At 65.8% G+C, this 21,651-nt stretch carries 14 protein-coding genes; 12 read left to right on the top strand and 2 right to left on the bottom strand.

What is annotated here, in order from left to right:
* Window positions 1–44 precede the first annotated feature (44 nt).
* The 5 genes from A9973_RS27655 to A9973_RS27635 are packed head-to-tail and all read left to right on the top strand — an operon-like array spanning window position 45 to window position 4,974.
* Window positions 45–1,058 (top strand): flavin reductase, encoded by a 1,014-nt coding sequence (locus A9973_RS27655; protein ID WP_183016809.1) that lies wholly within the window; start codon window positions 45–47, stop codon window positions 1,056–1,058.
* The gene (locus A9973_RS27650; RefSeq protein WP_183016808.1) at window positions 1,055–1,663 is read left to right on the top strand and encodes a glutathione S-transferase; all 609 of its coding nucleotides are present in this window, start codon (window positions 1,055–1,057) and stop codon (window positions 1,661–1,663) included. The genes A9973_RS27655 and A9973_RS27650 overlap by 4 nt, the downstream gene beginning before the upstream one ends.
* A gap of 41 nt (window positions 1,664–1,704) precedes the next feature.
* Window positions 1,705–2,949: a CaiB/BaiF CoA-transferase family protein gene (locus A9973_RS27645; RefSeq protein ID WP_183016952.1), complete on the top strand. Its 1,245-nt coding sequence runs from the start codon at window positions 1,705–1,707 to the stop codon at window positions 2,947–2,949.
* Between the two features lie 56 nt (window positions 2,950–3,005).
* Complete coding sequence (locus A9973_RS27640) at window positions 3,006–4,460, top strand: NAD-dependent succinate-semialdehyde dehydrogenase (RefSeq protein ID WP_220805687.1); 1,455 nt, start codon at window positions 3,006–3,008, stop codon at window positions 4,458–4,460.
* A gap of 37 nt (window positions 4,461–4,497) precedes the next feature.
* Window positions 4,498–4,974: a VOC family protein gene (locus A9973_RS27635; protein ID WP_183016807.1), complete on the top strand. Its 477-nt coding sequence runs from the start codon at window positions 4,498–4,500 to the stop codon at window positions 4,972–4,974.
* On the opposite strand, the gene A9973_RS27630 is transcribed toward A9973_RS27635, so the two are convergent.
* On the bottom strand, window positions 4,914–5,183 hold the full coding sequence (locus A9973_RS27630; RefSeq protein WP_183016806.1) for a helix-turn-helix transcriptional regulator: 270 nt from the start codon (window positions 5,181–5,183) through the stop codon (window positions 4,914–4,916). The genes A9973_RS27635 and A9973_RS27630 overlap by 61 nt on opposite strands.
* Window positions 5,184–5,511: 328 nt before the next feature.
* Between A9973_RS27630 and A9973_RS27625 the strand changes: the two genes are divergently transcribed.
* The 4 genes from A9973_RS27625 (at window position 5,512) to A9973_RS27610 (ending at window position 10,422) form a co-directional block, all read left to right on the top strand.
* Entirely contained in the window at window positions 5,512–6,345 is an 834-nt protein-coding gene (locus A9973_RS27625) for a GAF domain-containing DNA-binding protein (RefSeq protein WP_183016805.1), read from the top strand.
* A 153-nt stretch (window positions 6,346–6,498) separates the two neighbouring features.
* A complete protein-coding gene (gene ampH, locus A9973_RS27620) occupies window positions 6,499–7,644 on the top strand; it encodes a D-alanyl-D-alanine-carboxypeptidase/endopeptidase AmpH (protein WP_183016804.1) in 1,146 nt (381 codons plus the stop codon).
* A 23-nt stretch (window positions 7,645–7,667) separates the two neighbouring features.
* Window positions 7,668–8,837 (top strand): hypothetical protein, encoded by a 1,170-nt coding sequence (locus A9973_RS27615; RefSeq protein WP_255469322.1) that lies wholly within the window; start codon window positions 7,668–7,670, stop codon window positions 8,835–8,837.
* A gap of 7 nt (window positions 8,838–8,844) precedes the next feature.
* Entirely contained in the window at window positions 8,845–10,422 is a 1,578-nt protein-coding gene (locus A9973_RS27610; RefSeq protein ID WP_183016803.1) for a serine hydrolase, read from the top strand.
* A 33-nt stretch (window positions 10,423–10,455) separates the two neighbouring features.
* On the opposite strand, the gene A9973_RS27605 is transcribed toward A9973_RS27610, so the two are convergent.
* The gene (locus A9973_RS27605) at window positions 10,456–16,626 is read right to left on the bottom strand and encodes an autotransporter outer membrane beta-barrel domain-containing protein (protein WP_183016802.1); all 6,171 of its coding nucleotides are present in this window, start codon (window positions 16,624–16,626) and stop codon (window positions 10,456–10,458) included.
* Between the two features lie 385 nt (window positions 16,627–17,011).
* On the opposite strand from A9973_RS27605, the gene A9973_RS27600 reads away from it, so the two are divergent.
* Genes A9973_RS27600 through A9973_RS27590 form a run of 3 tightly spaced genes read left to right on the top strand, consistent with a single transcriptional unit; the run spans window position 17,012 to window position 21,598 of the window.
* A complete protein-coding gene (locus A9973_RS27600) occupies window positions 17,012–19,117 on the top strand; it encodes an alkaline phosphatase family protein (RefSeq protein WP_183016801.1) in 2,106 nt (701 codons plus the stop codon).
* A gap of 11 nt (window positions 19,118–19,128) precedes the next feature.
* Window positions 19,129–19,404, top strand: coding sequence for a hypothetical protein (locus A9973_RS27595; RefSeq protein WP_255469321.1), 276 nt, complete (start codon window positions 19,129–19,131; stop codon window positions 19,402–19,404).
* 43 nt (window positions 19,405–19,447) lie between these two features.
* Window positions 19,448–21,598 carry a phosphocholine-specific phospholipase C gene (locus A9973_RS27590; protein ID WP_183016800.1) on the top strand — a complete coding sequence of 717 codons (2,151 nt, stop codon included), beginning with the start codon at window positions 19,448–19,450 and terminating at the stop codon, window positions 21,596–21,598.
* Window positions 21,599–21,651 lie beyond the last annotated feature (53 nt).

Raw genomic sequence — 21,651 nt, 5'->3', positions numbered from 1 at the left:
GATCGGAAACCACATTCATGGACTGTCTTGGACAGTAAAAAAAAATGGCCAATATTTCATACGTGGATGGCAAGCAATTCCGTAAAGCCTTGGGCGCGTTTGCCACTGGAGTCACGGTAGTGACCGGCAGAGGCAGTGATGGCAAGGACGTCGGACTTACTGCCAACAGTTTCAACTCTGTTTCGCTGGACCCGCCCATGGTGCTTTGGAGTTTGGGTAAAAGCTCCTCGAATCTGGAAGCTTTCATGCACACCGATCATTTCGCGGTGCATATCCTGTCTTTGGATCAGGAGCACGTCTCCAACCAATTCGCGAAGAAGGACATTGATCGATTTGAGGGCATGGCAGTGGAGCGCAGTGTCGAGAACATTCCGCTCCTTGGCGGATGTTCAGCGCGCTTCGAGTGCCGCACCGCCTACCGCTACGAAGGGGGGGACCACGTCATTTTCGTAGGCGAAGTTCGATCTTTTGAAAGCTTCGACCGCCCGCCGCTTCTCTTTCACAGCGGGAAATACGGTGTGCTGCTAAAAAAATCCAACGCCGAACTGAAGGATCCCAGCTCGAATTTTGGCGACGATTTTCTGGGCTTTCTTCTACGCCGCGCCTATTTTCAGCTGTTGGCGCCGTTGCGAGCCGATATCCAACGTCGCGGCCTGCACGAAATCCATCGCAGCATTCTCTCAATTCTCAGCATGGGCGAGGGTCGCAGCGTGGCCGAGCTTGGCCGTTTGCTGGAACTGACCGGTCATCGAGCCGAAGACAATCACTTCCAGGAGCTGGTCGCGCAAGGATTGGTCGAGCTCGGGGAAGACGATGGTAGTCCCAAGGTGCATTTCACCTTGGCCGGCCGCCAGTCCGCGATCGAGCACATGGCGGTAGGCAAGGCCGCGGAGGAGGACGCCATGCAAGGACTTGATCCGCAGGAGGTCCGATTGCTGAAGGCGTTGCTTAACCGGGTGATCCAAAACACGCGCGCGAGTCTGCCCGATTCGCTTAGCAAGGAAAAGTTCTGGCTCGAGAACAACATATGGGGCGCCCGAGGGACGCTGCGACAATGAAGATCTACTTCTCTCCCGTTTCACCTTACGTTCGAAAATGTCTGGTCGTCGCTCACGAGCTCGATCTGAGCGACCGCATTGCATTGCTGCCCGCAAGCGTTCACCCGGTGGAGCGGAATCAGGAAGTCTTTGCGAAGAATCCGTTAGGAAAACTTCCAACTTTGATTACCGACGATGGGCAGGTGCTCTACGACAGCCGGGTAATTTGCGAGTACTTGAACCATTTGGCAGGCGGAAGCCTGTTCCCGCCGCCAGGCCCCCTGCGCTGGACCGCACTTGCGCTGCAGTCGCTTGGCGACGGCATGCTCGACGCGGCGGTGCTGGCACGTTACGAGGATGCCGCGCGGCCAGCGCCGTTGCGTTGGGACGCGTGGCGCGCCGGTCAGCTCGACAAGGTCGAGACATCTCTCAAGGCACTGGACGATCTTCCTGAAAGGCTGGCTGGTGTGGAGATCGAGATCGGAAAGCTCGCCATTGCGTGTGCGCTTTGGTATCTCGACTTGCGATTTTCCGACCTGGGCTGGCGCGATCGTTATCCGGCGGTCGCTCGCTGGTACGCCGACGTTTCCTTGCGGCCCTCGCTGCAGATGAAAGTGCCATTGTGAGCGTCAGCCCTTCTAACCACCATCCGGATGGCTCCGTTGAAATGGGCATTCCAACGCAAGAAGGCGCGCTTGCGGGCCTGAAGGTGCTTGACCTGACGCGGGTACTCGCGGGGCCCTGGTGCACACAGATTCTCGCCGATTTGGGTGCTGACGTGATCAAGGTCGAACGTCCCGGCGTAGGCGACGACACGCGAGCTTGGGGGCCCCCTTTTCTCAAGGACTCCAACGGCGACGCAACGGACCAAGCCACCTACTTCGTCGCCTGTAATCGCAATAAGCGCTCGGTCACTCTCGACATGGCGACGGCTGAGGGTCAGGACCTGATCAAGCTGATGGCGGCGACAAGCGACGTCATCGTGGAGAATTTCAAGACGGGAGGGCTCAAGCAATACGGGCTTGACCATGAGGCCCTTCGCGCCGCGAATCCGCGGTTGATCTATTGCAGCGTGACCGGGTTCGGCCAGGACGGCCCATACGCGGCCCGCGCTGGCTACGACTTGCTGATCCAGGCGAGCAGCGGGATGATGAGCATTACAGGACGTCCTGACGATGCGCTGGGCGGTGGCCCGTTGCGCGTCGGCGTGGCGCTGACCGACTTGTTTACGGGCGTCTACGCGAGCACAGCGATTCTTGCGGCGCTTGAGGTCCGGCATCGCACGGGAGCAGGTCAGCACATTGACATGGCGCTGTTGGACGTCGGCATGGCTATTTTGGCCAATCAGGCCAGCGCCTTCCTGAACACTGGCGTTGCGCCACAACGCCAGGGCAATAGCAACCCGAGTCTTGCGCCATATCAGGATTTTCGGACCGAGGACGGCTCGATGATGCTGGCGATCGGGAACAGCGGACAGTTCACACGCTTTTGCGAGGTGGCGGGCCATCCGGAATTGGCGGTTGATGAACGTTTCCTGACGAATACGCTGCGTGTGCTGAATCGCTCCGAGCTCATCGAGAGGATTGAAGCGATTACGCAAACGCGCACGACCGGCGAATGGGTCGAACTGCTTGAGAGCAAAGCAGTTCCTTGTGGCCCCATCAATGACATCGCCCAAGCCTTCGAAGACGCGCAGGTCAAGGCTCGCGGTCTCGTAGTCTCTCTGCCGCGGCATGCCGGAGACGGCGTCGAGAAAATCGTCGGGGTTGCATGCCCATTGCGGCTGTCTACCACCCCTCCGGTCCTTCGCCATGCGCCTCCAGCACTCGGGCAGCACACCGACGAGGTGCTCGCCGAACTTGGTATTCCGAAAGCTCGAGTCCAGGCATTGCGCGACGCTCAGGTGATCTAGCGTTCGGCGGTGATGCCGAACGCCCTCCTCTATTTTTTGAAAATTGAGTGGCTTCTATGACTTCCGTGACTTCCAATCGCTATACCGACACCCGCCTCTTGATCGCCAATGATTGGCTTGACGCAGCAAGCGGCAGGACAATCAACGTGACCAACCCGGCGACCGGAAAGACCATCGGTGCGGTGGCGCACGCAGGCGTAGCTGATCTGGACCGTGCGCTGGCGGCCGCCCAACGGGGGTTCGAGGCTTGGCGCAGGATTCCCGCGAACGAGCGCGCACTGATCATGCGGCACGCGGCGGGCCTGCTACGCGAGCGGGCCGTCGAGATCGCGCAGTTGATGACTCAGGAACAGGGCAAGCCCCTCGTCGAGGCCCGCAGTGAGGTGCTGGCAGGCGCGGACATCATCGACTGGTTCGCCGACGAAGGACGCCGGGCATATGGACGCATCGTGCCTTCACGCAACCCGTCGGCGCAACAGTTGGTGATCAAGGAACCGGTGGGCCCGGTAGCCGCATTCACGCCCTGGAATTTTCCCGTCAACCAAATTGTCCGCAAGCTCGGCGCCGCGCTGGCGAGCGGCTGCTCGTTTCTCTTGAAGGCCCCTGAAGAAACGCCTGCGTCACCCGCCGCGCTATTGCAGACCTTCGTCGATGCCGGGGTGCCTGCTGGCACCGTTGGCTTGGTCTTCGGCGATCCGGCCGAGATTTCCTCGTATCTGATTCCGCATCCCATCATCCGCAAGGTGACGTTTACGGGATCCACACCGGTCGGCAAGCAGCTGGCCGCGCTGGCTGGGGCGCACATGAAGCGCGCGACCATGGAACTGGGGGGGCATGCGCCGGTCATTGTGGCAGAGGATGCCGACGTGGAACTCGCCGTGAAGGCGTCAGGCGCGGCCAAGTTCCGAAATGCCGGGCAGATCTGCATCGCGCCTACCCGTTTTCTGGTTCACAACAGTTTGAAGGATGCGTTCGCGAAGCGAATGGTGAAGCATGCGGAAGACCTTCAACTGGGCGATGGACTGGCCGCAGGCACTACGCTTGGGCCTCTGGCGAACATGCGCCGGGTCGCTGCGATGGAAAATCTGGTCGACAATGCGCAGCGCACGGGCGCCAGGGTGGTGACGGGCGGCACCCGCATGGGCGCTGACGGGTGCTTCTTTGCGCCGACCGTTCTCGAGGATGTCCCCGTCGATGCCGACGTTTTCAATATTGAGCCCTTTGGTCCGATCGTCGCAATCCGAGGATTCGACACGTTGCCGGAGGCCGTCGCCGAGGCTAATCGCTTACCCTACGGCTTGGCGGGCTATGGCTTCACCGGATCCATCAGGACTGTGCATATGCTGACTCAGCAGATGGAAGTCGGAATGCTCTGGATCAACCAGCCCGCCGTCACCTCGCCCGAGATGCCATTCGGGGGCATTAAGGACTCGGGCTACGGTTCCGAAGGGGGGCCTGAAGCCATGGAGGCCTATTTGGCCACCAAATGCGTGTCGGTACAGGCTGTGTGAGAGGGTTCAAACATGCGAAAGTGACAGGACACGAAGAATGAATCAACAAGAACGCAACGCCGCTTCCTCCGACGGGCGCACGCCCACAGGGGGGTTCGCGGCGATGGTCCCGGAACTGGACGTCACCAGCCTGCAAGCCAGCCTGGATTTCTGGTGCCGGCTGCTCGGCTTTGACATCGCCTATGCGCGAAGAGAGGCGGGCTTCGCCTATCTTGAGCGCGGGCCGCTTCAGATCATGCTGTGCGAAATCAATAATGAATGGGACACGGCCCCGCTTGAACGGCCGTTTGGCCGCGGCATCAATTTCCAGATGCAGGTCGACCGTGTGGAACCGATCGTGCAAGCGTTGGAGAATGCCCAGTGGCCGCTGTTTCGCCCCATCGAGGAAAAGCGCTATCGGGTCGGCGCGGGCTGGTCGTCCTGCAAGGAATTCCTGGTGCAGGATCCCGACGGTTATCTGTTGCGGTTTGCGGCGGACGGGGCGTCTGAATCGGTCGACGCATCCTCCGCCTGACGCAATACCAGTCCAACGTTCAAGATGCTCAGCAGCCGCAGCAGGCGCTCGATGCCCACTTTCTCGGCATTTCGCTCCAATGCGGAAAGGGTTTGCTGGGTCACGCCCAAGCGCGACGCGACGTCGGCCTGGGTCAGGCCGGCCTGCTTGCGCAAGTTTCGCAGCATCGCCGGCAATGCCTGAGCCGTGCAAACGGTAACGTCGGCCATACAGCCTCCAAGCGGTATTCACGGTTTACAAACGATAGTTTGTATTTTGGGGCTATTCAACTTCTGGAAGGCCCTGAAATACAAATCGTGGTTTGTGAATGTGGCGAATTCCCCTCAATTCGCATCAATCGCTCACATTCGAGAGTTCTTGTCATTCCCCGTTACCGGGGCGAAAATTCCTGCTTGGCGCGCGGCGCAGTCTGCGCAAGGACGATGCTCGATCCGGCCGCCGGGGGAATCGCAAGTGAAGGATGCTGGTCAGTACAAGACGCACAACGCAACCGTACTTGAGCCCAGTCCGTCATCGGACTGGGTGTACCACTGCGCGATGAGCCTGCTGAAATGCCCGGCCGACGACGCGATTTCGGAGTTGTTGGCGTTCATGGGCGAGACCTCGGACGTGGACCGGTCGTGGATGATCGAATACCGCCCCGATATGCTGCGCCTGCGCAATACCCACGAGTGGTGCCGGGGCCAAACGCAGCCGTTCGTGGCCGAGCTTCAGGATGTACCCACCACGCTGATTGCCTGGCTGCACCGGTTCATGGTGAAAGGCCAGGCCGTGGCCATCCATGACGTGAACGATCTGCCGCGGACCGCGCGGGCCATCCAGGCCGAATTCGTGCGCCAGGGAAACAAGAGCGTGCTGAGCGTGCCGGTGTTCCATGACAAGAAGCTCTACGGGATCATCGGCTTCGATACCACCGCCCGGCACAGGACCTGGTCTGCCGATGAGGTTCATGCCTTGTTCCAATGCGCCAATCTGATCGGCCACGCCAAGTACGCGAACAACCGCGACGCCGGCCGGGCAGCGAGATACGACAGTTCGACGGCCGTGATCTATCTGAGCATGCGCGGCGTGGTCCGGGGCGTGCAGCCCGAGACGATCGTCGGCGTGCGCTCGGCGGGCAACTACAGCGAGATCTGGCTTGAGGACGGATCGATGGTGCTGGATTCGCGTGCGCTGGGCATGTGGTCGACGCTGCTGCCGGAGAAAACGTTCTTCCGGGTGCATCGGACCGCCATTGCAAATGCGTTGCACGTCATGGATGTCGATCGCCGAAGCGTCGACAAGTGGCTGGTCAGAATGCGGGCAGTGGATAACACGTGGCCCGTGTCGCGCTCGTACCGGAAATTGCTGCGCGAACGCATGGGGATCTGAGTTCCGCGAATCGGCCGGCGCGTGCCAGGCCTATGCAGTTCGTCATGCTGGACTGTTGTTTCGTCCTGACAGATGAGGACGTCCGTCAAGTTTTTGGGATCATCTCGCATGCGGTGGAATCCCCGTTCCCCGGGCTACCTTGTGAGAATCGGCATGTTGGCATCCCGCGCTTTTTTCCGTGTGACTTCGTTGGCGATATCGGCCGCGTGCGTGCTGGGCGCCGCCCCGGCCCGCGCCGCCGATCTGGCCCTGCACGACGCCGTGTCCATGGCGGGCATGCAACTCTATTTGAACTCGGGCGCGCCCGCCGTGATCATCGCGGTGGTGCGCGGCGATGACGTGGTCATCCAGGGGTATGGCGAGACGGCGCCGGGCAACGGCGTCGAGCCGGATGCGAATTCGGTATTCAGAATCGCGTCAGTGTCCAAGGTGTTCGCCGCCGACGTGCTGGCGTCGCTGGCCGCCAAGGGCCAGCTGAAGCTGACCGACCCGCTGGCGAAGTACGCGCCCGGCAATGCGCGCGTTGAGACGAATGGACGGCCCATCACGCTGCTGGACCTGGCCACGCATTCGGCCGGCCTGCCGCGCGAGTTGCCCGATCCGAACGCCAAGCCGTCAGACAACCCCTTTGCCGCCTTCGATCGCGCCTATTACTGGAAATGGATGGGCAGCAACAAGCCGGCCTACGTGCCCGGCACCACCACGCTGTACTCGAACCTGGGCTTCGGTTTGCTGGGCGACGCGCTGGCCAAGGCGGGCGGCGCGGACTACTCGACGGTGCTGGCCAACGAAGTCACCAAACCGGCGGGCCTCGTGGATACCACCAATGTGCTGAACGACGCGCAGAAGAAGCGTCTGATGACAGGGCTGGATCCGTTCGGCAAGCTGGACCCGAACGCCACGGTGCCTGACGTGATGTACGCAAGCGCGGGGATTTATTCCACCGGGGCGGACATGGCGCGCTGGATGCGCTGGCATCTGGACGGCGCCAAGCAGGGCAAGGAGGCCTTTGCGCTGGACCATGTGATGTGGCTGCCGTATGACGGGCTGAAGTCGGTCGTGGGAACCGAGGTGACCGACGCCGATGGCATGGGGTTGGGCTGGGTGGTGACGCTGCCGCGCAACGGTTCGCCCTTGCTGCTGGGAAAAAGCGGCGGCCTGGGCGGCTTCATGAGCTATGCCGTGCTGTCGCCCAACCGCGGGCTGGGCGTGTTCGTGGTGGCCAGCCGCGTGAACTTCGGCATGTTCGCCAATATCCATTCCCAGGTGCGCGAACTGGCGGCTGAGCTGGCGCGGTGATCGGGCCGGGCCTCTGCACGGCAATGGGCAAGCGCTTCGGGCCAGCGTTCGGCGCGGCGGCGGTCATGGCGGCCGCGCTCGTGCCGGGCGCATCCGCCCAAGAGGCCAGAGACATCTTCAAGACGGAGATATTCCTGACGCCCTTTAGCGAATTGGGCGACGGCGAAGACACGTATCCGCGCTTGAACGGCCGCTTTCTGCTGATGACGGGATACACGGGCTACTTCGGCATCAAGGACGACAACGGGCAGATCCCGCGTTCGCACTGGACCAGCGTGCAGCCCACGGCCGAGGCCGCGCTGGTCTTGCAGCTGACGCGGGAATTCTCGATCCGCACGAAGGCGACGTTCAACTCGTCGACCAACGAAACGAAGGACAACGCCTTCTCGGACCTGGGCGCGGACCTGGACAACCTGTTTGCCGCCTACACCGGCGACCGCTACGCCCTGTATGGCGGCAAGATGGATCTGGGCTTCGGCGACGCCTGGCACGTCATCGACGGCCTGTACACCGGCTTCAACGAGAACTCCGAATTTCGCGGGTCGATCGGGTTGGGCGGACGCTACACCTTCGCGCCCGCGGGCTTCGGCACGCATTCCGTGGCCGCCGTGCTGTTCAAGCGCGACGACACCGGGCTGAACCACCGGCTGAGCCTGGACCAGGGCTTCATCCGGCCGGACCAGCCGCCGCCGTTCAGCGACCAAATGAAGTCGTTCATCCTGTCATACGATTTCCGCGATCTGCCGGGGCTGGAGCGCTGGTCGGGCGGGGTGGACGCCGGCCGGCTGCATGTCGATCCGGGTCAAGGCGAAAGCGCCAACACGGTGTCCGCGCGGCTTCGCTACGACGCGCCGTTGGGCAACGCGTGGAATGTCGGCTGGTTCAACGAGGCCACCTTTTCCAGCGCCTTCCGGGGCGTGCCGGTATCGAACGGCAATGCCGTGACGTCGGTGTCGCTGTCCCGCGAACGTTGGCAGCTGACCGCGACGGCCGCGCTGCGCAAGCTGTCGGGCAGCGAACAGAAACTGGCGCAGTTCGGCCTGAAAGACGACACGGATTGGGCGATTTCCGCCGCCGTCACCTACGTGACGCCGATCGGGTTCATCGTGCAGGCGGGGCTGACACATCAGCAAGACCAGGCCACCCGCATCAACCAGGGTGTATTTCGCATCGCTTATCAAGCGGGATTCTGAGGACATCATGACTAGCAAAACATCACTCATTGCCGGCGCATGCGTGCTGGCGCTTGGCGGGTCCATGGCGGCGTGGGCGCAACCCGTCGCCATAGACAGCGCGCCGAACCCGCCGGCCGACGTCGTCGCGATCCCGGCGGCAAGCAAGACACGCGCGGTCGAAGCCCTGCCGGGCATCGTCGAAGACATCATGCGGCGAAGCCAGGTGCCGGGCATGGCGGTTGCCGTGGTCATCGACGGCAAGACGGTGCTGGCCAGCGGTTTCGGCACGCGCGAAGTGGGCAAAAAAGCGCCCGTTTCCGCGCAGACCGTGTTCCAGATCGCATCGATCTCCAAGTCGTTGTCGGCGACGGTGGCGGCGCTTGAAATGTCGAAGGGCGCGGTGTCCTGGGACGACCCGGTCGCGCGGTATCTGCCGGACGCGAGGCTGAGCGACGCCTATGTGTCGGCGCACGCCACGATCGGGGATTTCTTCGCGCACCGCTCCGGGCTGCCGGGCACGGCCGGCGACGACCTCGAAGAGCTGGGATTCAAGCGAAGCGACGTCATCGCCCGGCTGCGTCTGTTGCCGCTGGACGCCTTCCGAACGTCCTATCACTACGCGAATTTCAGCACTACGATTGGCGCCGAGGCGGTGGCGCGCGCCGCCGGCCGCCCCTGGGAGGCGCTGGCCGACGACTTGCTGTTCAAGCCGTTGGGGATGAAGGCGACGAGCTACCGGTTCAGCGATTTCATGGCGCACGACAATCGCGCCGTGCTGCACGGCTACCAGAAAGGCGCATTCGTGCCGTTGGGGCAGCGCAACGCGGATCAGCAGGCGCCGGCGGGCGGCGCGTCGTCGACGGTCGTCGATATGGCGGAGTGGCTGAAGCTGCTGCTTGCCGACGGGCAGTATCAAGGCAAGCGGCTGATCGACGCCGGCGCGCTGTTGCCCGCGCTGACGCCTCAGGCATTCAGCGCGCGGGCGCATGACCTGGATTCGCGCTCCGGCTTCTATGGCTATGGCTTCAACGTCAATACCGAATTGGGCGGGCGGCCGTCCATGGGGCATTCGGGCGCGTTCCTGATGGGCACCGGCACGACGTTCAAGATCGTGCCGTCGGCGGGCATCGGCATCGTGGTGCTGACGAATGGCGCGCCGGTGGGCGCCGCCGAATCCGTGGCGGCCACGTTCATCGACACGGCGTTGTACGGCAAGCCGACGCGCGACTGGTTCGCGGCCTATCACGGCGCGATGAAAGCCTTTTTTGCGCCGCAGGCGGATCTTTCCGGACAAGCCAAGCCCGCGAAGCCGGCGCCGGCCAAAGCGCTGTCGGCCTACACGGGCCGATTCGACAACGCGTACTACGGCGCCGCCGACATCGTGGAGGCCAACGGCGGCCTGGTGCTGGTGCTGGGTCCCGACGGCATGCGCTTCCCGGTCACGCACTGGGACGGCGACACCTTCGCGTTCGCGCCTGTCGGGGAAGCCGATCTGGTCGATTCGGTGGGGTCCGTCGTCTTCAAGACGGAACAGGGCAAGGCCAGCGGCTTCGACATCAAGTTCTATGACGACAACGGCCTGGGGCACTGGGCGCGGAAGTAGCCGGACCCCCGCGCCAAGCCGCCTGCCGCCCGGTCAAAAGCGGTAGGCGGCGCGCAGCGTCAGCGACTGGTCGCGGTATTGCCCGTTGCCGCGCAGCGCGTATTCGGTCTTCAGCTCCATGCCCTTGGGCGTGACATATTCCAGGCCGGCCGACACGTTGCCGTAGGTCTTCGGCATGCCGGATTTCAACGAGAACGGCGTGGTGTCGAAGCCGCTTAGCTGCATGGTCGTCACGACGTCGCCACCGCCCAGGAAGCTCATCCCCGCCGCGGCATACGACCGCAAGGTCGAACCGTTGTCCAGGTCCGTGCGCCCGCCGATTTCGATCATGGGCGAGACCATGACCGACGTCGTGTCGTTGCCGCGCACCTTCAGGTTGAACACGCTGGGGCCTTGTTCGCGATAGGCGTCCTGGCGGACGTGGTTCACGTCGATATCCACATACGGCCGCAGGTACCAGGACGGCTGGCTGAATTCATAAGCCGTGCGCAACCGGGCGGCCAGGAACGACGACTCGGGCTTGCTTTTGGCTACGCCATCCAGCGTGCCGCGCGACATCCTGCTTTTCTCGAAGCCGCCATGCACGGCGACGGCGATCTGCCAGGGCGCATCGTTGTACTTCAAGGCCAGCCCGCCCGCGAAGGTATCGCTGTTGCCGGACAGGTCGGGGGACGACGTGGTCTTGCCGTAGGCATAGCTCAGCGATCCGCCCAGGAACCAGTTGTTGGCGACTTCGCGCTGCGCGCCGAGGGTAAGCGCCGTCTGGCGGATGCGGTAGCCCTGGTCGTTCGACGTGCCGTCGCGCGTCGTCCAGTTGGTGTCCAGACGCGACCATACGCAATCGCCCTCGCGCAGGATCGTGCTTTCGCCGACAAACCCCGGGCAGCTCATCATGCGGTTCATCGACGCGTAGGACGCGTGCATCTGATTCGACGCGCGCGCGAACTGCCCATCGTGGGCGACGCGGTTCAGCGCATCGCGGTATTGCTGCGCCGTCTGCACGCCGGTGAATTTGTCGAACAGCGAGGCGCTGCTGCTGTTGCCCTGGTTCCATAGCCCTTGCAGCGAACGGGCGATGCTTGCACGGTCCGCGCTAAGCGGCAGCGCCGCAGGCGTGAAGTCGGCATCGACGGATATCAGCGGATCGCGAAAGCCGGCGCCGCCGTTGTTTTTCATGGCGTACTGGAACAGGGGGCTATCGCTGGCCAAGGCGGGGACGCTGGTCTGCGCCGCATCGAAATGGCCGATGCCCAGCCAGACGTTCTTCACGGGGTTGCGCAGTACCGGATTGACGGTGCCGGCGAACGTGGACGCACCCGACACGGAAATGAAATCGCTGTTGTGGCCGCCGAAATCCAGATCCGGCCGGTAGATGCCCGTGTTGTTCAGCGCGCCGTTGATGCGTGTCGTCATGAACGTGCCTGGGCCGCCCGGGTTCAGCGTGCCCGCGTTGTTCAAGTCGCCCTGGAACCGGGCGCCGCTGTACAGGTTGGCGCCGGCATGGTTGTTGAAAGTGCTGCCGCCGCCCATCACGACATCGCCCGCCACGGTGCCGTTGTTGCCGACGACCGTCAGGCCGGACGTATCGATCGCGGTCTTGGCCTGGATGGTGCCGGCATTGGTGATGGTGGTCGTGGCCAGCGGCGCGATGGCAAGGATGGCGGTGCCGGATGCGCGGTTCGCGCTGAGCAGCGCGTTCGGGCCCACGTTGACGGTGATGGCCCGGCCGCCGCCGTTGGCGCCGTTGCTGACGGCCACGAGGGCGGGCGAACCGGCGCCGGTGGCGACCACGTGCGCGGTCTGGCCGATATCGATGGCTACGGGGCCGCCGTATGCCAGGGCGGTGTTCGGGGTGCTGTACTGGTACAGCGTGCCGTCCTTGAAGACGCCGCCGCCGCCCACGCTCATCGCCAGGATCGCGGGCGCGTTCGCGCCGGTGGTCTGGACGGTTCCGCCCGTGCCGATGGCCACGTTGACCGCGCCGCCGTTGCCGGTGCCGCCGACAAGTCCGGCGCTTTGGATGAGCCCCGTCGTGTACTGCGCCGCGGAGGCGTCGCCCGTCAGGCCGCCGCCGCCGCCCACGCTCTGCGCCAGGATGCCGGCGGCGCCGTTGCCGCTGGTGGCGACCGTGCCTGAGAGGGTCAGGTTGACCGCGCCGCCGTCACCCTGTTCAGCGGGGGACCCGACCGCTTTCAAGGTCGTCAGCCCGGGCCGGGTCGACAAGCCGGCGATGCCGCCGCCGCCGCCGACGCTTTGCGCGACGATGCCGTGCGAATTGGTGCCGGACGTGGATATGCTGCCGCCCACGTCCTGCGTCACGGTGACGGTGCCGCCGACGCCGCTCATCGGGAAGTTGGAACCGAAAGTGATGTTCGCGGCATTCGCTGCAGGCTGGGCGCCATCGTCAATGGTGACCAGACCGCCGCCGCCGCCAATGCTCTGCGCCAGCACCCCGAACGACAGCGCGCCGGAGGTGGCGATGCCGCCGCCCGTGTTGGCGACGGTGACGTTGCCGCCGTTGCCGGCGGCTGCGTTGGCGGAAGGGCCGATCGTGTCGGTGGTGATGGTGCCCAACTGGATATTGACGCTGCCGAGCGCCGCGGTGGACGACACCGCGGCGAACCCGCCGCCGCCGCCCACGCTTTGCGCCAGGATCGCGGGCGAGAACGCGCCTCGCGTCACGATGCGTCCGGTGTTGTTGGTGACGTTCGCGGCGCCGCCCGACACCAGGGAGAAATCGGGTCCGCCGAAACTGCTCGCCGGGAAGGCGCCGCCCAGCGTGATCGCCAACGAGGCGGTTTGCGAGATGGCGGCCAAGCTGGCATTGCGCAGGGATAGCGTGCTGACGCCGCCGCCGCCGCCCACGCTTTGCGCGATGATCCCGGCGGACCCTGCCGCTTGGGTTTCAAGCATGCCGCCGTGGATGGCGTTGGCGGTGCCGCCCCTGCTCAGCTTCGCGCCTTGGCCTTGAGCGGTCGTCACACCCAGCGCGATCGTCGAGGTCGTCCCGCTCCACAGGAACAGGGGCTGGTCGACGACCGATATGCCGCCACCCCCGCCCACGCTTTGGGCAAGAATGCCGGGCGCCGCACGGCCTTGCGTGACGATTTGGCTGGTCGAGGCGCCGGCATCCACCGTGACCAGGCCGCCCTCGCCATTGGCGCCGTCCACGCCGCCATTGCGCACATTGATCAGCGACCCCAGCACGGACCCGCCCTTGGTGCCCAGCAGGTTGATGATGCGGGTAATCTTGTCGATGATCGCGGGGCCGGCATCACCGGCCGCGGCGGAAACCACGGCCTGCAGGTCCTGTCCGCTGGCCGTGCTTCGGCCGCCGCCGCCGCCGACGCTCTGCGCCACGATGCCGGCCGAACCGTCTCCCCGCGTGACGATCGACCCCGTATTCACGACCAGGGCGGGATCGGATGCCGAGCCGCCACCCGAGCCCGCCGCGCCGCCGCTGCCGCCGGTCTGATGGGTGATGCTGGTCTGCGGCAAGGCGACGGTGAACACGTTCTGCACGCCCGATTCGGCGGCTTTGATCAACGCATCGATGCTGGAGAGCAGCGTGGAGGCCCCTGCCGAATCGATCATGCCGGCATTGCCGCCACCGCCGCCGATGCTCTGCGCCACGATGCCCGGCGCGTGGTCGCCCTGGGTCGTGATGGCGCCGTCGTTGCGCACATTGAAGGAGCTTGCCGAACCGCCGCCGCCGCCATTGCCGCCCGTGGTGACGCCGACAGACAGGCTGACGGCTTTGCTGATCACCATTTGCGGGCCGTTTTCAAGCCAGGTGGCCGCCTTGTCCAGCAGGCCGGCAAGGTTGGCGGGCGAACCCAGGATGTCGTTGAAGGAATTGGCGTCGTGTGCCTGGACGATGCCGCCGTTGCCGCCGCCGCCGCCGAGGCTCTGCGCGACGATGCCCGCCGAGCCCGTGCCCCGGGTCGCGATGATGCCCGAGACGGCGTTGGTGATCTGCACCCGGCCGCCGTTGCCGCCATCGCCGCCTTGCGCACCGTGCCGGATGGTCAATTGCAGGTCGATCAGGGAATTGCCGACGGTGGGCGCTTTGACCGGGGCCAGGACGCCGCCGCCATTGCCGCCGCCGCCGCCCACGCTTTGCGCGACCACGCCATGGCTTTGCGCGGCGGCGGTGCTGATGGAGCCGTTGTTCGTGAAGAGGGTGATGCCCCCGTCGCCAGCCCCTTGCCCCGCGCCGCCATTCGATATCGCAAGCGTGATCGTGCCGCTGGGATTGTCGCCCAAGGGCGGCGCGATTGTGATGGCGCGGGAGTTCGCCAACCCCCCATTGCCGCCGCCGCCGCCAATGCTCTGCGCCAGCACGCCTTGGCTTTGCGCGCCCAGCGTCGTGATGCTTCCTTGGCTGGCCTGCGTGAACGACACGGTGCCGGCGGACCCGCCGCTGCCGCCCTTGCCGCCGGTCGCCACCGTCACGTTCAGCCCAACGCCCACACCGACCGCGTTCGCCGATCCGCCGCTGCCGCCGCCGCCGCCGATGCTTTGCAGGACGACGCCGGTGGCATTGCCGGCGCGGGTCAGGATCTTGCCCTGCGACGAAAACTGGACCACGCCGCCGTTGCCGGCCGCGCCGCCGCTGCCGCCGATAGCGATGGCCGCGATGACGCCGGTCGCGTTGGCGTCGCCGCCGATGCCGCCGCCGCCGCCAATGCTCTGAAGTATCACGGCGGCGCTGTTGTCGCCCGAGGTGTCGATGCCTCCGGTGTTCGTCATCGCCACGCCGCCGCCTGCGCCGCCTGTGCCGCCATGGCCGCCGCCCACGCCGATGATCCCGTTGCTGGATCCCGCGATGCCGCCGCCGCCGCCCGCGCTGTTGGCGAAGACGGCGGTGGCGTCGTTGCCGAAGGTGCTGATGGTTCCCCCGTTGGCGATGGAGATCGCCTGGCCCGCGACGGCACCCGCGCCGCCATCGCCGCCGTGTCCGAAGGCGCCGCCGGTGCCGGCGCGCCCGCCCTCGCCGCCCAGCACGCTGGCGACGATGCCTTTCGCGCCGACGGTGCCCGCCAAGCCTGCCGAGATCGTTCCGGTATTGGTGATGGCGATGGCGCCGGGGGAGCCGCCGGCGGCGCCGTTGTGTCCGTCTGCCCAGGAGCCGTCGCCGCCGTTGCCGCCATTGCCGCCTTGCGTCAGCGCGTAGACGCCGATCCCGCGGTTGCCGGTCGTGGTGATCAAGCCGCCGTTGGTGATCGTGACCTGGCCTGCATTGCCGCCCGCAGCGGCCCTCGTATTGGTGGCGTTCGCGGTCGACGCATCGCCTCCGATGGAGCGAGCGATCACGCCATACACGCCATCGCCGTGACCCGTGACCGATGCGCCCGCGGACGAAACGAACGTGACGGCTGATGCGTCCCCGCCTCGTCCGGCATCGACATGCCCGCCGAAGTCCCCGCTGCGCGCGCCCGCGCCGCCACTGCCGCCAGACGAGATCAGGCCCACGCCGGCGCTGACGGCGTCCGGTCCGGGGCCGCGTGCGGTGATCGACGTGGAGCCCTGCAAGGTCACGATGGCCTCGCCGGCGCTGCCCCCGTGGCCGGCGTTGTCCGCGCCGCCGAACCCGCCCACGATCCCGCTGTCCGCCCCCGCGCCGCCCCACGATTGAACGGCGACGCCGAAGCCCGTGCCCGTGACGGTGGCGTTATTCAGCGTGACGCCGGCCCGGTGCCCGTCGCCGCCGATGCCATAGCCGCCGTTCGGCCCGCCGGCGTTGCCCCACAGGCCGCCGGCGCCGCCCGCCGAGTACAGGTCGATGCCGCGGCCGGTGGCGGTGACCGAACTGGTCGCCAGGGTGTAGTCGATGATCCGCCCGCCGCCGCCGTTGCCGCCCCAGTGGTTCCGGTCCGAATCCCGGCCGTCGCTGCCGCGTCCGCCGCTGACATCGATGAGGATGCCGGTCTGGCGGGGGGCGGTCGCGTTGATGTGCTGATTGCTGTCCTGGTGGACGAAGTCCGACGGGGCCCATTGGCCGTCGTGGCCGTTGTCCGGGTACTCGCCGCTTGAGCAGCAAGTGCCGTCCGCGCCCCGGTTGACATACGACAGCGGTTCCGTCTGCGCATAGGCCGGCCGGCCGAACACGTACAGCGTCGAGATGCCGGCCTGCAGCAGGATGGCAAGCCAGGGTGATCGCAGGCGGCTGCGGCCCGGGTGCGGGAAATCGTGCTTGGACATGGATGGCGGCGCGTCGACGAGGGATAGCGGCAGAGTAGGAACGCCGCGGCCCGGCGGACAAGGCCAAGATGACGAATCAACCATGGCGCCTGACGAGTGGCTATCGGCTGCGCGCGAGGAAGGCGCTTTCGAGGCCGGCAAGCCGGTGGCGCCCCGTGGCCGATCTGACGAAAAAATAGGCAGTAAAGACGATCCCATCCTAGGAAATCGTCGCGACCACGTAACTGCGGCAGGCTCAAATCCGATCATTCCTTCCTCAACGAAAGGCAGTCGAGACATGAGAGTCGAGCATTTGGCCACGCCGGTTTTGGCCCCTCAGCCCGCGGGCGCATCCGGGTTTCCTTCCGCCAAGGCGGCACGCGGCGATCGCCGCAGGACAGTGTGGATGCGTGCCGCCGCCATCGCGGCCTTGTCGGCGGCGTTGACCGCTTGCGGTGGCGACGACGGCGCGGATGATGGCGCGCCTCAACCGGAAACGCCTGGGGAGCCGGCAGCACCCGCCAGCCGCCACGCGCTGGTCATCGACCTGGACAGCGCCACGTACGGCGCCGTGCAAAACGGCATTGCAGCAGGATCGTTGCCGAACCTTGCCAAGCTCCAGCCGCAGCTCGCCTATAGCGGCGGCGCGGCGGGCACGCCAAGCCAGCAGCCCACGCTGGACATGCCGGGCTGGGCGACGCTGCTGACGGGAAGCTGGGCCAACCGGCATGGCGTGATCTCCAACGCGCCGGTGCAGGTGCTGCGCGGCGCCACGATGTTCCAGCAGGGCAAGGCCCGGGTGGCCGGCCTGAATGGCGCTGCGGTAGCATCGGCCGGCCTGGCGCAATTGCTGGTCGCCGATCACGACGCCGGATACCTGGACACGCTGGCCGACTGTTCGGCCAATGCGGCCACGCTGGATTGCGTGTCCGGCGAGGCGCTGAAAATGATTGGTGGCGGCTACCGCACCGTGGTCGCGCAATTCCGTTCGGCCAAGGACGCCGCCCTGGACTACGGCGTGGGCTCGTCGAACTACGCGGGCACGCTGGCCAAGCTGGATACGGCCGTGGGCGCGATGCTTGACGAAGCCGCGAAGCGCAAGGACAGCCAGTGGCTGGTCGTCGTGACCGGCAACCACGGGCTCAGCGGCAACAGCCAGGAAGACGGCTTGCCGCTGGTTCCCCAGTCGGCCACGTTTCTTGGCCTGAATCAACCCGCCAACAACGGTACGCAAGGCATCGGCGCCGCGGTGCCCGCCACATTGTCCGAGCTGTACGGCTACGCCAGCATCGCGGATGTGGCCCCCACGGTACTGGGGTACCTGGGCGCGCTGCCCGAGGCGGAGCAATACGCGCTGGACGGCGCCGGCCTGCTGGGGCCGCAAGCGGTGTCCCGCCTGACCGCGCAGGTCGCCGACAACAATTCGGCGTCGGTGAACGTCGTGCTGGAATGGGCGACGCCGCCTGAAGGCCCCGTCGACGTCCTGCGCGATGGCCGCGTCATCGCCTCGCTGCCGGCCGGCGCGACCACCTACACCGACAACCAGTTGACGGCTGACCTGAATGCGAAAGGCACGTATCAGTTCGCCTATGCCGTGCGGGTGGGCGCCGGCAGCGCCGCCGCCATCCGCGGCATCATCAGCCCGCCGGTCACGTATGTGCCGCCGATGCCGCTGGCTGCGACGCTCCTGAATGGCCTGGTGTCGTACTACCCCTTCAGCGCCACGCTGCCGCCGGTGGATGCGCGGGCGCACAGCGCGATGGGTCCCGCGTCGGCCTCGCTGCCCGCATCGGCGGGCCTGGTCGTGCCGGGCCCGTTCCCGGGCACCAACGGCCTGCTGGTGGATACGAACTTCGTGACGACGGACGGCCTGGAAGGCTATCGGCTGACGCCCGCCGACGGCTTCGACATCTCCCAGGGGACCGCGCCGCAATTCACCATCGGCTTCTGGTTCAAGATCCCCGAATGCATCGCGCGCAGCAACGTCACCGTCCTGGCGAACAAGAATTACGTCAGCGGCGGCAATCCCGGCGTGGCGATCGGCCTGTTCTCAAGCTCGGGCAACCAGTGCGGCATCGCTTTCAACATCGGCTCGGGCGGCGCCCGTGCGGATGGCCCCACCAGCCCCTATACGCAGATCACCGCGAACCGCTGGGTCTATATCGCGTTCTCGGTCGACGGCGCGGCGCAGGCGATGAACATGTACGTGTTCGACTCCGTCACCGGCGTCACGAACCGCGTGGCGGCGGGCAAGTCGACCGGCTCGGTGGACCTGTCCAAGCTTTCGCCCTACCCGCAATGGGGCGTCGGCGACGACGGCACCGGCGCGTATCTGATGAACAAGTGCGGGAGCGCCGTGACGCCGCCCTACACCGCCGGGAAATGCGCGACCGCGCCGACGTACCAGCAGATGTTCGGCGACCTGGCGATGTGGAACCGCGTGCTGACCGACGCCGAAATGCAGTCGATATTCCTGTCGAACAAGCCCCTGTCGACGCTGTCCGCCAACTGAAGGAACGCGCGATGACTACTTTTCTCTCCATGGCGCAACGGCTGTGCGCGGTGCGCCTGCCGGCATTGACGAAGGTGCTGGCCACGGCGATGGCGTCGGCGCTGATCGCGGGATGCGGCGGCGACGAAGGGCCCGACACCGACGCGGAAGCGGCGGCGCAAGGCGACGGTTCGGCGGCGGGGCAGGTCCCCATCGTTGCTCCGCCGGCCTCCGGGTCTTGCGGAGACACCGGTTTGCCGGCGACGCAGCTCCCGGCCTTGAACTCGAAGCTCGACTGCGCGCCGTAAGCGCGACGTCCCCTTCCATCGACGATTACAGGCACCGACCACCATGACCCGAATGAACCGCCGCAACTTCCTGCGGGCCGCCGCGGCCACCGCCGCCCTGGGCCCGTTCCCCCCGGCGATCCAGCGCGCGTTGGCCATCCCCGCCAACAACACGACCGGCACGATCAACGACGTCGAGCACGTCATCATCCTGATGCAGGAGAACCGGTCTTTCGACCATTACTACGGCACCATGCCCGGCGTCCGCGGGTTCAGCGACCGGTTCACCATCCCCATGGCGTCGGGGCAGCCGGTGTGGATACAGCAGGGCGCCGCGGGAACCGTCCAGCCCTACTACCTGGATGCGACCAAAGGCAACGCGCTGCGCGTCGGCGGCGCGCACGATTGGGGCGACCAGCAGGCCGCCTGGGACGGCGGCCGGATGGCGGCCTGGCCCCGGGCCAAGAACACCAAGGTCGCCATGGGTCATCTGCAGCAGAACGATCTGTCGTTCCACTGGTCTCTGGCGAACGCCTTCACGGTCTGTGACGCCTATCACACGTCGATCAACACCGGCACCTTCACCAACCGGATGTTCCTGTGGAGCGGCAGCAACGGCGCCAACGTGCGCGGCCATGCGTGCGTGACCAATGCCAATTGGGGCGGCCTGGGGCCGTCGCAGGACGGCCTGGACTGGACCACCTATCCCGAGCGCCTGCAGGCCGCCGGCGTGCGGTGGAAGGTCTACAACACGCCAGGCAACAACAGCAACAACAATCAGCTGGTGGCCTTCGCCGCGTATCGCGCCGTCAACGAGAACCTGGCCGCGCAGGGGTCGCCCTCCGCGCCCTACACGCCCGCCATGGAGGCCCTGTCGCCGCTGTACAAGGGCTTCGGAAATACGATGCCCGATGGCGGATACCTGCAGGCGGTCGCTGATGACATCGCGGCCGGGACGCTGCCGCAAGTCAGCTGGATCGTGGCGCCGGGCCCCTACAGCGAACATCCCAGCATGTCGGTGCCGGCGCAGGGCGCCTGGTATGTGCAGACGCTGCTGGATATGCTGACCGCCAATCCCGATATCTGGAGCAAGACGGTCTTGATCGTGAACTACGACGAGAACGATTGCTTCTTCGATCACATGCCCCCGCCCGCGCCGCCCTGGCGATCGGAAGACGGGAGCCTGGAGGGCAAGTCGACCGTCGACGTGTCGAACGAGTACTACACCATGCCCGCCCCGCCGGGAGACACGCGCAAGGTCACGCCGGACGGCCGCTCGTTCGGCGCCGGCCCCCGGCTGCCGACGCTGGTGATTTCGCCATGGAGCGTTGGGGGCTGGGTCAATTCGCAGCAGTTCGACCATACGTCCGTCCTGCGTTTCCTGGGGCAGCGCTTCGGCGTGGCCGAGCCGAACATCAGCCCCTGGCGCCGCGCGGTGTTCGGCGACATGATGTCGTGCTTCAATTTCAAGGATCCCAACACCGCGAAGCCCCTGCTGATCCCGGCGCCGACCCGGGCCGAAGCCGACGCCACGCTGGCGCAGCAGGTCGGGTCGGGCAGCGTGCCGGTGCCTGATGTCGGCACGGTGCCTTTGCCGACGCAGAAACGGTTGCTGCGCCCGTCCCGCGCGCTGCCGTATCAGCTGCATACCAGCGCCAACGTCGACGCGGGCAATGGCCAGGTCTGGCTGACGTTCAGCAACACCGGAACCCAAGGCACGGTGTTCCATGTGTATGACGAGCTGAACCTTTCCCGCTACCCGCGGCGCTATACGGTCGAAGGCGGCAAGATGATCTCGGACGCGTGGCAGGCCGCCGCGGACAATGCGGGCCGGTACAGCCTGTGGGTGCTGGGCCCCAACGGCTACCACCGGCGTTTCAAGGGCGACATCAACGCGTTGCGCGGCGGGCCGAACCCCGAAGTGCGCGTGTGCTACGACTATGGCGGCAACGCGGTGTCCTTGACCATCATGAACATGGGCGACGCCCCGGCCACGGTCACCGTGAAAGCCAACGCCTACCGCACGGACGGCCCCTGGACCTACACGGTGGACCCGGGGATGCAGATCGACACGCGCTGGTCGCTGGAATCGTCGGAGCGCTGGTACGACTTCACGCTGACGCTGGGCGCGGACTTCGAACGCCGCTTCGCCGGACGCATGGAAACCGGCAAGGACGGCGTCAGCGATCCGGCGATGGGGGTCGCGCCAGCGTAATGTTGATCCGGCATGATGGGGGCCTTCCGCATAACGCCTCGGCCAGCAGGAGG

Origin of the sequence: Achromobacter sp. UMC46, assembly GCF_014170335.1 — a bacterium.
In the GTDB taxonomy this organism is placed as follows: Bacteria; Pseudomonadota; Gammaproteobacteria; order Burkholderiales; family Burkholderiaceae_B; genus Achromobacter.
The sequence above is the reverse complement of the archived record's forward strand: the minus strand, read 5'-3'. Positions and strand labels throughout refer to the sequence as shown.